At 42.2% G+C, this 14,700-nt stretch carries 10 protein-coding genes; 4 read left to right on the top strand and 6 right to left on the bottom strand.

All coding sequences use genetic code 11. The annotated features are described in order from the left end of the window. The first annotated feature begins 61 nt into the window (after positions 1 to 61). Positions 62 to 1,072: an asparaginase gene (ansA, locus tag ACRRSX_RS10870; RefSeq protein ID WP_432453195.1), complete on the top strand. Its 1,011-nt coding sequence runs from the start codon at positions 62 to 64 to the stop codon at positions 1,070 to 1,072. Between the two features lie 3 nt (positions 1,073 to 1,075). Here the strand turns inward: ansA and ACRRSX_RS10865 are convergent, their stop codons facing one another. After that, entirely contained in the window at positions 1,076 to 1,351 is a 276-nt protein-coding gene (locus tag ACRRSX_RS10865) for a YeaC family protein (protein ID WP_432453196.1), read from the bottom strand. Between the two features lie 176 nt (positions 1,352 to 1,527). Between ACRRSX_RS10865 and ACRRSX_RS10860 the strand changes: the two genes are divergently transcribed. Then, complete coding sequence (locus tag ACRRSX_RS10860; protein WP_432456182.1) at positions 1,528 to 2,346, top strand: DUF2989 domain-containing protein; 819 nt, start codon at positions 1,528 to 1,530, stop codon at positions 2,344 to 2,346. 10 nt (positions 2,347 to 2,356) lie between these two features. Here the strand turns inward: ACRRSX_RS10860 and msrB are convergent, their stop codons facing one another. The 4 genes from msrB to malQ all read right to left on the bottom strand — a co-directional run bounded on the left by msrB (position 2,357) and on the right by malQ (position 9,475). Continuing rightward, on the bottom strand, positions 2,357 to 2,755 hold the full coding sequence (gene msrB, locus ACRRSX_RS10855; protein ID WP_432453197.1) for a peptide-methionine (R)-S-oxide reductase MsrB: 399 nt from the start codon (positions 2,753 to 2,755) through the stop codon (positions 2,357 to 2,359). Continuing rightward, entirely contained in the window at positions 2,752 to 4,851 is a 2,100-nt protein-coding gene (gene glgX, locus ACRRSX_RS10850; protein WP_432453198.1) for a glycogen debranching protein GlgX, read from the bottom strand. Before glgX ends, msrB begins: the two co-directional genes overlap by 4 nt. Positions 4,852 to 4,897: 46 nt before the next feature. After that, a complete protein-coding gene (gene glgB / locus ACRRSX_RS10845; protein WP_432453199.1) occupies positions 4,898 to 7,108 on the bottom strand; it encodes a 1,4-alpha-glucan branching protein GlgB in 2,211 nt (736 codons plus the stop codon). 171 nt (positions 7,109 to 7,279) lie between these two features. After that, on the bottom strand, positions 7,280 to 9,475 hold the full coding sequence (gene malQ, locus ACRRSX_RS10840; RefSeq protein ID WP_432453200.1) for a 4-alpha-glucanotransferase: 2,196 nt from the start codon (positions 9,473 to 9,475) through the stop codon (positions 7,280 to 7,282). 317 nt (positions 9,476 to 9,792) lie between these two features. On the opposite strand from malQ, the gene gap reads away from it, so the two are divergent. Beyond that, positions 9,793 to 10,788, top strand: coding sequence for a type I glyceraldehyde-3-phosphate dehydrogenase (gap, locus tag ACRRSX_RS10835; RefSeq protein WP_432453201.1), 996 nt, complete (start codon positions 9,793 to 9,795; stop codon positions 10,786 to 10,788). A gap of 63 nt (positions 10,789 to 10,851) precedes the next feature. Next, a complete protein-coding gene (locus ACRRSX_RS10830) occupies positions 10,852 to 11,700 on the top strand; it encodes a D-hexose-6-phosphate mutarotase (protein ID WP_432453202.1) in 849 nt (282 codons plus the stop codon). Between the two features lie 71 nt (positions 11,701 to 11,771). Here ACRRSX_RS10830 and ACRRSX_RS10825 read toward each other — a convergent pair whose 3' ends face one another. Continuing rightward, entirely contained in the window at positions 11,772 to 14,273 is a 2,502-nt protein-coding gene (locus tag ACRRSX_RS10825) for a pectinesterase family protein (protein ID WP_432453203.1), read from the bottom strand. Positions 14,274 to 14,700: the final 427 nt, after the last annotated feature.

The following is a 14,700-nucleotide window of genomic DNA, read 5'->3' as shown; positions in this document are numbered from 1 at the left end:
CAGTGATTGCTTTAACAAAGCATCAGACTATAATTTCAAAAAATTTTTGAATTATAGTCTGATGAACCGAAAATCTATTTATATCGCCTATACAGGCGGTACCATTGGTATGCAACGCAGCGAACAAGGCTACATTCCTCAAGCGGGTTTTATGAGCGATTGCTTAGAAGCCATGCCTGAATTTAAGCGTGAAGAAATGCCCCTGTTTACCGTACATGAATTCTCACCCTTAATCGATTCTGCGGACATGGATCCTCACCACTGGCAATTCATCGCCGATGACATCCAAGCCAATTATGAAAAATACGACGGATTTGTAGTACTACATGGCACCGACACCATGGCATATACTGCATCAGCGCTGTCTTTTATGTTGGAAAACCTTAGCAAACCAGTGATAGTCACCGGCTCTCAAATCCCTTTAAGTGAGCTGCGTTCTGACGGACAAACAAACTTATTAAATGCCTTGTATCTAGCCGCGTACTATCCGGTTCATGAAGTATGTCTATTTTTTAACAACAAACTATTAAGGGGTAACCGCAGTACTAAAGCCCATGCAGACGGCTTCGATGCGTTTATGTCACCAAACTTCCCCCCGCTACTGAAAGCCGGTATAGATATTGAAGTTATTGCCGGAGAAATAAAGCCCACTGGCATTAGTGCACTACAGGTTAGCCCCATCGTCCCACAACCAATTGGGGTCGTCAGTTTATATCCAGGGATCTCTGCAGAAGTATTAGCTAATTTATTACAACAGCCAGTTAAGGCCCTGATTCTATTGAGTTACGGCGTGGGGAATGCCCCCCAGCATCCAGCGATGCTCGAACAACTAGAGCAGGCCAGCGAGCGAGGGATCATTGTTTTAAATTTAAGCCAATGCTTAACCGGAAAAGTTAATATGGGGGGCTATGCAACCGGTAATGCCTTGGCTAAAGCTGGGGTCATCAGCGGTGGGGATATGACCACCGAAGCGGCTTTAGCTAAGTTGCATTACTTACTAAGCAAAAACCTACCAAGTATGCGAATCCGCGAATTACTTTGCCAAGACATTCGCGGCGAGATTTCAGTCTGAATATCAAGATTGAGTAAGTTGTACAATCACTTGCTCATCTTTATATTGTCGTTTCAGTTCCTGTTTGGACTTCATCACTAATTCGCCGTCAGTACCAACCGTAAAGTGTTGTGGTTGATGGTTATGCTTGGCTTGATACAAAATAACCAACTGTTGAGTATGATCTCGCTGCTCAGCATTCAGTTTTTTACCATCAGGCCAACGCCCGGTTTCAACAGCATTCAGCATGTTTTGGTAAATTTCGGGGCTCATTGCAGCCAACAATTTCTCTACATCCATTTATCACTCCTATAATCTAATAAGAACATTAACAAACCAGTAACCAACTGCCAAGCAATAAGCAAGCGAACAAAAGAAAATTCAAGTAACGCTGAAGACAACATAAAATAAAAATATGCTAACCTTAGCTGCATCGCAATATACTAAAAATAATACAGGAATAAGACTTGTCTACCATGAAACTAACTGGACGTTTTTTATGTTTACTCTTACCGTTAGCACTCAGTGCTTGCGATCTCCGCTTTAATATTTTCAATTTTGGTAGCCTATCGGCCAAAAAAGTCTGTAACAACAATCCGGAATTATGCGAAGACCTAAACCAAGATGGCTGGTGTAAAAAAGAACGTTCAGCCGTCATACTCAGCCGTTATAATGAATCCAAAGAACCTAATGACCCGCACAAATACCAACTCATCAAAGATTATAAAGACTATAATGCTTGTATAGAATTAGCAGCGAGTATCGAACCAAGATACGACAAATCACGTAAGACAAAACGAGTGGTTGGCATGTTAACGTCGATAGAAGAATTGGCCCGCCTAGAAGCCGAAACTACAAATTCAGATTATCCGTTTTTACTCATGTATCACTGGAAGCAGCTCCGCGATAAGCAAGCTAAACAACGTTTCTTGGCTTTAGAAGGTAGTGATGCTTTAAAATCACCTGAATTACAGTGGACACTTGCCATGTATTACAATGGCAAGAACGCGAAAAAAACCATCACTATATTAGAAAATACCTTCAAGCTATTTCCTGAAGATGAAACCATACCAGCTAAATATGCCGAAGCGATTGTTTCTCAATACATGGTATTAAAAGACTACAACAATGCCTATATTTGGGCTCAAATTGCTTCCCAGTTTGATGATCATATTCAACAGGATTATTCAGGTCTCAATTACCAACTAAACCTGACGGAACAACAACAAGAAAAATTGGAAGAACAAGCCGAGACCATTGCTGAACAAATAATAAATAGACAATATCGTTTGTAAACTTCTCCGTCTATTTGGCCTTAAAGTCGAGCGCTACCGAATTAATGCAATAGCGCTCGCCAGTTTCCGTTGGGCCATCATTAAATACGTGGCCCAAATGAGCATCACAAGCTTGGCAACGCACTTCTACCCGTTCCATATTATGACTTTTGTCACTTATAAACTTAATTGCTTGATGGTCAGAAACACGATCAAAACTCGGCCAGCCACAACCAGAATCAAATTTTGCGTCAGATTGAAATAACACCTGTTGACAACAAACACAAGCATAACTGCCCTGTTCTTTGTTATGTAATAACTTGCCACTAAACGGACGTTCGGTCGCCCCTTTTCTTGTGACTTGGAAAGTTAATTGATCAAGTAGCTGTTGCCACTCCTGCTCTTCTTTAAACAAAACACGATGACTCATGAAGGAATTTGTTCTAATAGTAACATGGAGTTGGCACTTAACTTAAGGCTGTCGGGGGCAATAAGTTTCTTCGAATAAATAGCATTATCAGTGGCTGTGTCCATTTGTTGCACCCAAATAAAACTACTTTCTACATTCGGAATGGTGAAATCAATGGGGTGATCACAGGCATTAATGATCCAAAACCAACGTTCTTTCGGGTCTCGAACAGAACGTAATTCCACTGCAACCGACCATGCGTGGGCATCATGCCAGTCTTCTTGGCGCATGTGTAAACCATCATGTCGATACCAACGAACACTATGGTGCCTATAATGGGATTTCTCGTAACTATCATTTTCCAATTGCAAATGATTAAATAACGGACAACGCTTACGTAATTTAATCAGCTTCTGCGTAAAATCCAAAAACTGTTGCTGCGCACTATCCAAGGTCCAATCAAACCAACTAATCTTATTATTTTGACAATAAGCATTATTATTTCCTTGCTGGGTGCGGCCCAATTCATCCCCACCAAGAAAATGAGGAACGCCTTGAGAAAGCATCAGGGTCGCCAATAAATTTCGTTTCTGTTTACGACGTAATGCCAAGACTTTCTTATTTTCAGTTACGCCTTCAACACCGTTATTTGCTGAAATATTATGCCCATGTCCATCCCGATTCTCTTCGCCATTCGCATAATTGTGACGTTGCTCGTAGCTCACTAAATCTTCTAAAGTAAAACCGTCGTGGTAACAAATATAATTAACACTGCTATGGATACTTCTTCGGCTAGCAAGAAACATATCTCTTGAGCCCATCATTCGAGTAACCATCTGGCCGAGCAAACCGTGCTCTCCTTTCCAAAATGCTCGACAAGTATCACGAAATCGATCGTTACATTCCATCCAACGCTCAGGGAAGCGACCTAATTGATATCCATCTTGACCAATATCCCAAGGCTCAGCGATTAACTTAGCTTGAGACAAAATGGGGTCTTGTGCGATCGCTTTGAAGAATGCAGCATGACTACTAAAATGATTATTTTCTCGGCCCAGGCTAACCGCTAAGTCGAACCGGAAGCCATCGACTTGCATAACATCTACCCAATAACGCAAGCTATCAAGCACTAAGCGCAGTCCAATGGGGTGATCTAAACTCACACTATTCCCACAACCAGTATTATTCGTATACTGACTATAATTAGGGCTGTCACCAATCTGCTCAAATAAATAATACCTTTTGTTATCAAGTCCGCGATAACACAACGTTGGCCCATCCGCACCCGATTCTGCTGTGTGGTTAAACACCACATCCAAAATCACTTCTAAACCATGGCGATGAAATTCACGGACCATGGTTTTAAATTCAACTAAGGCATCATTTGCTGCATAACGCGGCTCCGCGGCCATAAATAAAATCGGGTTATATCCCCAGTAGTTACTCAAACCTAAAGCTTTCAAGCGAGGCTCAGACATAAATGCTGCGATAGGCATTAATTGAATACTGGTAATGCCCAAGTTTTTAAAATGCTCAATGCTTGGGGCACTCACCAACCCCAAATAACGCCCCTGTAATTCTGGATCTACGTCCGGTTTTAATTGACTAAAGCCTCGAACGTGGGTCTCATATAAAATAGTTTCATGGCGTGGGATATTGGGTTTACCGACTCCTTGCCAATCAAAGTCGTCGTCGACAACAATACACTTCGGAATCATTGTCACATCATCCTCTTGATAGGCCTTTGCATCCCAAATCAAAGGCCGAGAAATCGCTTTAGCATAGGGGTCTAGAATTAACTTGCGGGGATCGTACCAACAACCGTGTTCAGGTTGATAAGTTCCGAATACTCGATATCCGTAATACTGACCCGCTTTAATTCCTGCGATGTGACCAAACCTTATCCCTCCCTGCTTACTCGGTAATACAATCCGTGATATCTCGTTTTCATCCGAGTCAAATAGGCACAATTCAACGTGTTTGGCATCACCCACGTTAATTGAAAAATTACAGCCATTTTGATCAAGGCTTGCCCCAAGGGGAAAACTACAGCCAGGTGAGACTTGCTCTGCACTCAGCCGAATGGGTAGTGCTTGAAGTTGACTTTTTATAGACATGCGAACCTTACTTCCCCCCTCGTGTTACAAGGGGGCTTGTCAAAAACTAATCTATTTTGATTAAATACAATGTTGCCAACGGAGGCAAGTTTAATATGATGGAATTTTCTCGACCATGGCCAGTAATCGCCTCACTTTGGAACTCTATGCCTGCATCATAATTCCCTCCCCAATACAGCTCTGAGTCGGTATTAAGGATAATCCGATAGCTACCTTGCTCTGGCACACCCAGACGATAACCATCTCGAGGGACTGGTGTAAAATTACACACAACAAACAAGCTTTCTTGAGAACTTAACGCATTACGCTGAAATGCTAGAATGCTGTTTTCCCAGTCATCTAAATCTATCCAAGTAAATCCTTGGGTATCATAGTCACCTTCATACATAGCAGCATGACTGCGATAGACGGTATTCAGTTGTTTAACCAGTGCTTGTTGACCTTGATGTTTAGGGTATTTCAAGACGTTCCATTCTAGACTCGTGTCATGATTCCATTCACTTGACTGCGCAAATTCGGTCCCCATGAAATTGAGTTTTTTGCCAGGGTGGGCAAACATAAACGCAGTATACGCGCGTAAATTTGCCGCTTGCTGCCACTCATCACCTGGCATTTTACCAATCAATGAGCCCTTACCATGAACAACTTCATCATGAGAAATCGGTAATACGAAGTTTTCATCGTAGTTGTACACCATCGCAAAGGTAATTTCACTGTGGTGATATTTTCTAAAGGCAGGGTCTTTTTGCATATAGGTCAGGGAGTCATGCATCCAACCCATATTCCACTTAAACCCAAAACCAAGGCCACCGGTAAAGGTTGGACGAGAAACGCCAGCAAAAGCAGTTGACTCCTCAGCAATCGTCATCGCATGTGGATACTGGCGGTATACCTCTTCGTTAAACCATTTTAGAAGACTGATTGCTTCATAGTTATGATTACCACCGTCAACATTTGGTACCCACTCACCTTCTTCCCGTGAATAATCCCAATATAACATCGATGCCACAGCGTCAACGCGTAAACCATCGACATGAAATTTATCCAACCAAATTAAGGCACTCGCCACTAAAAATTGACGAACGGTATCGCGTCCAAAGTCATAAATGTAAGAGTTCCAATCATTATGCCAACCACGACGGGGATCTTCATACTCATATAAAGCCGTACCATCAAATTTAGCTAATCCATGGGAATCACTCGGAAAATGTGCAGGTACCCAATCAACAATCACACCGATACCATGCTGATGACATTGATCAATCAAATATTTTAAATCATCTGGATTACCGAAACGACTCGTGGGTGCAAACAAGCCAATTGGCTGGTATCCCCAAGATCCATCGAAAGGGAACTCAGAGATTGGTAATATCTCAATGTGGGTGTAACCCATCTCCTTAATGTAATTAACGAGTTCGACAGCCAATTCACGATAACTAAGATACTGATTTTCTTGCCCTTCAACTTTTCGTTTCCAAGATCCCAAATGCACTTCATAGATGCTCATTGGCTGGGTAAGTTTGTCATTCAGCTGTGATTCAATCCAAGCTTGGTCGTTCCATTGATATTGGCTATGATCCCACACCACCGAAGCAAAAGACGGATATTGCTCCGCGTAAAAACCGACAGGATCAGTTTTATGCGGCAAGCTGTTCCCGTGTAGATCTTTAAGTTCATATTTATATTTAGTTCCTGCCGCCAAACCCGGAACAAATAATACCCAGTGACCATCTAAAGAACGCTGCATCGGCATGCGACGCCCATCCCATTGATTGAAATCACCAATCAAGCTCACACTAAAGGCGCTTGGTGCATATACCGCAAAACGCACCCCATTCACTGATACGCCGTCTACCACTAAACTTTTGACTTGGGCCCCAAGTACCTGATAAATATTTTCAGGCGCATGGGACATAGTTGCTAATCCCTCATAGGCCTCTTCTGTGAACTGATAGGGATCGATAACTGCGAGAGTGTGTTTGCCATAATCAACTTCGAGGCAGTAGTTGAAACGTTGCTCAGTGTCGAACTTCAACTCAAACAACCCCTGCTTAGCGAGTTGTTGCATTGAACCTAAGATTTCTCCCGATAAAGATTTAACCGTAATCGCTGTAGCATCTGGTTGCCAAGCTCTTAAAACCAGCCCTGATTTATTTTTATCTTGATTTAAACCAAGCACACTAAATGGCTCTTTTAAGCGAACATTAGACAACTGTTGAACTAACCGAGAAACCTGAGAAGACAAAGATCGTTTCATTATTTACTCACCTTAAGATCCTGAGAATATGACAATTTACTAAGTTAAGCTTAGGTTAGCGCAAGTCACCTTGCTTTTCTGCATAAATGACCACTAAAGTGAGATCGAAAGCATTTTCATAAGCAAAAAAAAAGCGCTCCAAAGAGCGCTTGATGATATATAACACAAAACTTAACTGGCTTTAAGGCGAGCGTCAGTGAGTTGCTGCATTAAATGTTGTACATCATCATTACCAAACAAGTCCGCTAAATTCCAAGTTAATTTCCGGCGCCAGTTGGGATATTCGCTAGATGTACCTGGAACATTCACCGGTTTATCCATTTCCATCCAGTCTTCCAATTGAACTGAAAGTAAATTACAACTTCCTTTCGCCATATGAACTTGAATACCGTAATTCAATCCACGGTCCATTCCGACCCAATTCACATCACGAGAAATATAATCAGGAATACTGTGATGCCCATGCAGTGAATCAAGTAACTTCTGTTTGTTGTCATGACGGCTTTGATAAAGACTTTGTAACACTGCTTCATCGGGGTAAATCCCCAATTCACGACCTAATGCCAAATCATCACAATGCCAGAAACCGCGTAAAGTCGGCATATCATGAGTGGTCACCGCGGCCATTGCTTGGCTTGGATAATGAGACGGCGAAATATAGCCGCCATCAGCAGCTTGTTCAAAGAAGAAAATTCGGTAAGAGTGAACCCCATTTTCTTGTAAGATTTCAAAAATTCCATCAGGAACGGTGCCCAAATCTTCACCAATGATCAAACATTGATTACGGTGACTTTCTAAGGCAAGAATACCTAACAGATCTTGGATCGGATAATAAATATATGCACCCTTATCGGCAGAATCTTCTACAGGCACCAACCAAAGTCGCAATAAAGCCATTGCATGATCGATACGTAAAGATCCACAGGAGCGCATATTAGAACGGAATAGGTCAATCATGGGTTGATAAGCTTGTGCTTCGAGCACTGCTGGATCCATAGGAGGAAGACCCCATTTTTGCCCCAAAGGTCCAAGGATATCGGGTGGCGCGCCAACACTGGCATCTAAACTATATAGATCACCGTTTGCCCAAATTTCAACACTTCCCTCACTCACACCAACGGCTAAATCGCGGTAAAGTCCCATCACCATTCCCGAAGCCTTCGCCACAGCATCAACTTCGGCAAGTTGCTCATCAGCTAACCATTGCAGCCATAGATAAAAATCCACTGCATCTTGATTTTCGCTCACCCACTGAGCGACACCTGGCAAGTGATACTCTTTATATTCATCTGGCCAAGCCTGCCAACCCCAGGCATTACCGATATTATTATACAAATGTTCCTGCAAGGCGTCATAGGTGGCTTGAGCGGCTAAACTTTCTCCACCTTCCTTAATGAAAGACCGAAATGCATTTGCCCTTTTACTACGACCTTTTTGAATGGTTTGAAATTGTTTAAAAACCAATCTCAAAGCTTCAAGTTTCGCTTCGGTAACACCAGTGTAATCAACCCATTCACTTTTACGAAGTTGCTGTAAACGATTCTGGAAAACCGAACTCTCGACCAAAGCCACTGCCTCTGAGTTTGCAAACTCAGCAATCGCTTCTACATCGATATAAACGATGTTTAGCCAGCGACGAGAAGAGGGACTATAGGGGCTTGCAGCCTCTGGGTTAGCTGGATAAAGAGAATGGATAGGATTTAATCCAACAAAGTCACCACCACTAGCTGCGATGTTTTTCACTAACAATTTGAGATCAGAAAAATCACCAATACCCCAGTTTGTTTCACTACGTAAACAATATAACTGGACGCTTGGCCCCCATATTTTTTTCCCAGAAGCAATTTCTGGTTGAATATAAGCCGCTTGGGGCGCAACGATATAACGGGTTTCAGCAAGAACTTTGCGCCCTCCTTTCAACGCCAAACTCAAATGGTGATAGCCAATCGGAAGCTCAATCGTTAAAAGAACGATGTAAGTCTGATACTCAACATCGTGAATCGCATGCGCTTCAACTAGTTCACCATCGACGGGGACAACTTGGCCTTTAAACGCCTCACCTTGTTCCGTTTCTAGTTTCCAACTAAAAGTTTTGTTAGCCAACTCAATTGGAACTCTAATCTCTAGAGGGTATTGCTGTGCGACTCTCACGACTTTAACGGTAGGCATAAGCTGCTGCCAGTAATTTAATACATCCTCTTCATACCTTTGCGCTAATTGCTCTGCATCATCTACAGGGTAACCCAGTGCTTTTAATAATTTTACTTTGCTTTCAGGCACGACCTGAGTCGGATTCCCCCAAGCGTCAACGTAGTTGGTTTCTATGCCGCGAAGCTTTACCAACTGTTCAATGATTTGATCTGACATAACATTTCCCAAGTTATTGCTTTGTATCTAACTAATTATTATTTTTTTGCGTCTGTATTGTACTCATCCTAAAGCTCGATTTATCGATCTAGCACAACATTCGCTTTATTTATTTTATCTGAGATTAGGCTATTTAGGTTGTTTTTTTTAACGACTCACCCAATACTTCCTATTTGGAAAGTAGGCTTGGTCATTTTTAAATCATTAATTGATATCGCGCAAATTAATTGTCGATTCGACTTGAAGAAATTTCAGAATGTTGTAAGTTTACAACCAAATTATACATCTTCTAACAACTAGGAACATTAGGTATCACTATGACAATTAAAGTTGGTATTAACGGTTTTGGCCGTATTGGACGTTTCGTATTCCGTGCTTCTGTTGAGCGCAGCAACCTTGAAGTTGTAGGCATCAACGATTTAATCGACGTTGATTACATGGCTTACATGCTAAAATACGATTCAACTCACGGCCGTTTCAACGGTAGCGTAGAAGTCGTTGACGGTAACCTAGTCGTAAACGGTAATGTTGTTCGTGTAACTGCAGAGCGTAACCCTGAAGATCTTAAATGGGACGCAATTGGTGTTGATGTAGTTGCTGAAGCAACTGGTATCTTCCTAACTGACGAAACTGCTCGTAAACACATCACCGCTGGTGCGAAAAAAGTAGTTTTAACTGGTCCTTCTAAAGACGCAACGCCTATGTTCGTAATGGGCGTAAACCAAGAGTCTTACGCTGGCCAAGACATCGTTTCTAACGCTTCTTGTACAACCAACTGTTTAGCACCGATTGCTAAAGTATTAAACGACAAGTGGGGCATCGAATCTGGTCTTATGACCACTGTTCACGCAACCACTGCAACTCAGAAAACTGTAGACGGTCCTTCAGCGAAAGACTGGCGTGGTGGCCGTGGTGCTTCTCAAAACATCATCCCTTCTTCAACTGGTGCAGCGAAAGCAGTAGGTGTTGTTCTTCCTGAGTTAAACGGCAAATTAACTGGTATGGCTTTCCGCGTACCAACTGCTAACGTTTCTGTTGTTGACTTAACAGTTAACCTTAAAGAAGCAGCAAGCTACGAAGAAATTTGTGCAGCAATGAAAGCCGCTTCTGAAGGCGAAATGGCTGGCGTACTTGGTTACACTGAAGATGCAGTTGTTTCTCAAGACTTCATTGGTGAGACTCAGACTTCAGTATTTGACGCAACGGCTGGTGTTGCCCTAACTGACAAATTCGTTAAAGTTGTATCTTGGTACGATAACGAAATCGGTTACTCAAACAAAGTTCTTGATTTAATTACTCACATTTCAAAATAAGAACTGTAACTAAATTTTCAAAGGCGACCCTTCGGGTCGCTTTTTTTTTGGGGAGAACAAATAATGATTCTTGAACGATTGAACTTACAGGTTGTAAAACAAATCGATAATGCCGTCTTCGAAGTCATGAACACCGCTGGGATGTTATTTTATTGGGTTGACCATCCTAAGGTGAAAGCGCTCATTTCCCAGCAAGGAGCACAATTACTTAGTTTTCGTCCAAATCTTGGACAAGAAAAACTCTGGCTCAGTCCAATCACTAAGTTCGAGCCTGGTAGCGCTATTCGTGGTGGCGTGCCCATTTGCTGGCCTAGTTTTGGCGATTCAAATCCAAGTCTGCCGGGGCACGGATATGCAAGGATCAATGACTGGCACCTGGAAGAAATAGACACCACTGAACAACAATGTAAACTAATATTCCGTTTGAATAGCCGTTTAGATCCCCTTATCGACTTGAAGTGTGAGTATGTTCTGAATCAACAAGCCAGTATTCAATTAACAACGACCAATAACAGCGAGCAAATATTTAGTTTTAATGGCGCGCTACACAGCTATTTTTGCGCAGATGTGGCTAAACTACAGATTACTGGTTTGGGCGATCATTATTTTGATTCAGTCACTCGCCAAAATGTTACGGTCACAGAACCATTCTCTTTAGCACCCCGAACCGACCGAATTTATTTACAGCCAGAAGCAACGACTCGACTCGACTCATCTTACGGTTTGGTCAACATTCATCACCGCGGTCATAATTCGGTCGTGGTCTGGAATCCAGGCACTGAACTGGCAAGCAATATGGTCGACATCCAACAGTACTCAACACAGTTTATCTGTATCGAAACAGCCCTCACCCAAACAACCATCGACTTAGAGCCAAAACAATCCCACAGCCTAGAGCAACAAATTGTATAACGAGCCAGACAAAAAAAGCCTCCGGACAAGCCGGAGGCAAACAACATTATCTTCCTCTCAATCAACTTAGCTTAAGGTTGAGGTTTCCAACCAGATCCATCGTTATAGCTAGCAAATACTTTATCACGAGTTAAATAAGGTGCCGCTTCTTCAGCACTCAGCACAATACCACTTTCGCGTTTTGTTACATCAAGTGCATTACCTGTCAGATCCTGACTTGCGTACTCTCTCCAGCCAGATGTTGCTGATGCTGGTTTCGGCGCAGGTTGACCGTTCACATCTTTACCTGCCCACCCAATATCTGCGATATGTGGACCTACTTGGCTGTTAATCAAGACTACATTATCGTAGGCATTCGATTTACCGCTACTCCGTGCAAAATAGGTTGAACCATCTTTCACAGTATTACCAACAGGGCCTACGCCACTGGTAAATTTACTATTAATAAATACAAATCCAGGATCGCCTTCATTTGCCGTACGAGCCTGTAATACGTAACCACCCGAGGTTTCGACCTCAACGCCAGATTTTGAATCCCCTAAAGTACGGATTTCGCTATTTTCAAACACAGAAGCGACACTGTAACCCCAAATAAAATCGACATTACCAGCCACCAGCGTATTGTAGAACCAAGTGTATCCCTTCAATAACAATGTGTCTTGCTCACTAATAAAGTTAGCGTTTTTCGCGATTAAACGGTATGGACTATTGAAGTAAATGGTTTCAGCTTGGTTAGAGTATGCACTTGAGCGTACATGGGTATTCTTCAGAGTAAGATCTTCCAGCACGAGATTATCCACGGTTTCGACCAAGAATACCGCACGTCCACCTTCGGCTGAAGAAGTGCCTGCAGAGCTCTTACCACCACCGCCGTTTAAGGTGTCATAGTTATCGTATTGAATGAAAGTCTTGTCTTTACCAGCACCTTTGATAGTGACATTATTCACGCTGCGGAGGAACAATAGCCCTTCATAGGTCCCTTCTTGAACGGTAACTGTTTTGGCTGCATTCTTATCGACGTTCTTCATTAAGTAAGTTAACGCCCCTTGAACAGAGGCAAACTGACCAGTAGGACCGACTGTGACATCTGCACCAGTTGCAGGAGCACTCTTTGTTGTGAACTTCCAATTACTATTCGCGCCGAGGCCGACAAAGTTATTTCCGTTCAATTTAGAGCCTTTAACCAGCCCTTCGCCAATTACCACATAATAGCTTGTGCCGTAATCGAGTACGCCGTCGTGCAATGCGATCTTTAAAGTCTTACCATCGTCACCCACACTTAAAGGATTAAAGTTAACCACTCGGCGTTTATCCTGTCCCTCGTAACCAAGAACATTCAGCTCATTCATTGCTTTAATCGTGTCGACGGGATCAGTGGTTGTACCGTTTTTATAAATACGGATTTCGCCAATCTCACCTAAAGTTATATCATCATCAAAAGTGATAGAAAGTTGGCCATCAATAAATTGCTCCGTGCTATCGATTGCTGGCATCAATTTACCACTCAAATCACCATAATCAGCTGTTGGCATTACAAATGCGCGATTAACGGTCACTGCAATAGACTTGGTTAAATCAGCATCCGAACCTGAGATAAAGGTAATCACCGCAGTACCTTCGGCCATAGGCTCAATGGTCACCTGACCATTGACTTCGTTTACCAGCACAACATCTTCGTCACTAGACGAAACCTCATAAGTATCTTCGGTAGTTCCATCGCTTTGTACAGCTGTAACATTAACCACCAACGGGTCTCCCCCTGCAACGGCGTTCTCCCAAGCTGTCGACATATAATCTAAAGTCAATTGTACTGGTTTGATTGTTGGGTCACCTACCTTAATATAATCGATTTCAAAGGCGCGGTTATTCGTAAAGAGACCAAACTTACCAGTAGACTGATACTTATCACTATCGGTTGTACCGATAAACTCACCGTCCAAATATACGCTAAGATGATTGTCGATCATTTCAAATCGAGTCACATACCAAGTACCGTCTTCAAAGGTTTCACTGTCAGTATTTCTAGTTCCTAAGGCAATCGGTCTTTTAGACTGTACTGGCCGGCTAATCGATCCGTCGGTACTTATAACCGCTTCAACTTGAGTACTCGAAGGAGAGTTTTGCACATTCAAGCCACCGCCAAACCAGTTGCCTTCGCTGTCGTAACGGCCCATTAAGAAAATTTGTTTATTGGCTGTGGTACCATTTTGACGAGGACGAATTTTCGCTTCCACAAAATAGTTACCTGATGGAACATCAGCCATTGCAGCATCACTAGCAAGTAGGATCTCCCCCCCCTTACCACCTGCGTTATAACGTAAATAGCCTTTGTTCGCTGGGATATCAAATGTACCGGCTGCGGTACCATCATTTGCTCCCTCAACCGCCAATACTTTCCAATTAGTTGCCATGTTATCCGTTGAGAAGCCGTCACAAAAATATAAATTATCCATATCTTTACAATTATCAACAGCAGGCTCAACCACGATACGGCTGGCGCTATCGTCGTCACTACCACAACCGGCAAGGCCGATAGATGCAGCTAAAACAGAGAGTACAAATCTTTTGTTCATTAATATTTCCTTATCGATGAGTTGCATTTAGCAATACAAATACAATATATGGAAGCACCTTAAAAAAATATTTACTCAGACAACTATGTGATCCACGATTTAATTTAAAACGATTTTTTGTATATTTTTTGAATCTGATCAAATATTTTTAGAACAACGTTTCAATAAGAAACTATTTTGACAAAATAGACAATTATGGTTATTTTTATTTGTGGTAATAAAACAACACTTTAAATTTAGTACAACTATGACAACTAAACCGAAAAACTGAAGCTATTCCAAATTCGCTCTTAGAACAGGTATTTACCGAGTAAATAATTTCTAATTTTGTACTGACAGCAGAGTGCTAGCAACAAATACCTATCATACTCAAAACTCGATTAGATGAACTTATCCGACGTAAGTATTGCGAAAAACGGAATTTTTA

This window comes from Agarivorans sp. QJM3NY_30 (genome assembly GCF_050870855.2).
GTDB lineage: Bacteria > Pseudomonadota > Gammaproteobacteria > Enterobacterales > Celerinatantimonadaceae > Agarivorans.
This window is presented reverse-complemented; position numbering and strand designations above follow the sequence as displayed.

Coding starts and splice junctions, on each gene's coding strand:
- malQ (WP_432453200.1), bottom strand. CDS start 9,475: ATGTCAGATCAAATCATTGAACAGTTGGTAAAGCTTCGCGGCATAGAA.
- glgB (WP_432453199.1), bottom strand. CDS start 7,108: ATGAAACGATCTTTGTCTTCTCAGGTTTCTCGGTTAGTTCAACAGTTG.
- gap (WP_432453201.1), top strand. CDS start 9,793: ATGACAATTAAAGTTGGTATTAACGGTTTTGGCCGTATTGGACGTTTC.
- ansA (WP_432453195.1), top strand. CDS start 62: ATGAACCGAAAATCTATTTATATCGCCTATACAGGCGGTACCATTGGT.
- ACRRSX_RS10860 (WP_432456182.1), top strand. CDS start 1,528: ATGAAACTAACTGGACGTTTTTTATGTTTACTCTTACCGTTAGCACTC.
- ACRRSX_RS10865 (WP_432453196.1), bottom strand. CDS start 1,351: ATGGATGTAGAGAAATTGTTGGCTGCAATGAGCCCCGAAATTTACCAA.
- glgX (WP_432453198.1), bottom strand. CDS start 4,851: ATGTCTATAAAAAGTCAACTTCAAGCACTACCCATTCGGCTGAGTGCA.
- ACRRSX_RS10825 (WP_432453203.1), bottom strand. CDS start 14,273: ATGAACAAAAGATTTGTACTCTCTGTTTTAGCTGCATCTATCGGCCTT.
- ACRRSX_RS10830 (WP_432453202.1), top strand. CDS start 10,852: ATGATTCTTGAACGATTGAACTTACAGGTTGTAAAACAAATCGATAAT.
- msrB (WP_432453197.1), bottom strand. CDS start 2,755: ATGAGTCATCGTGTTTTGTTTAAAGAAGAGCAGGAGTGGCAACAGCTA.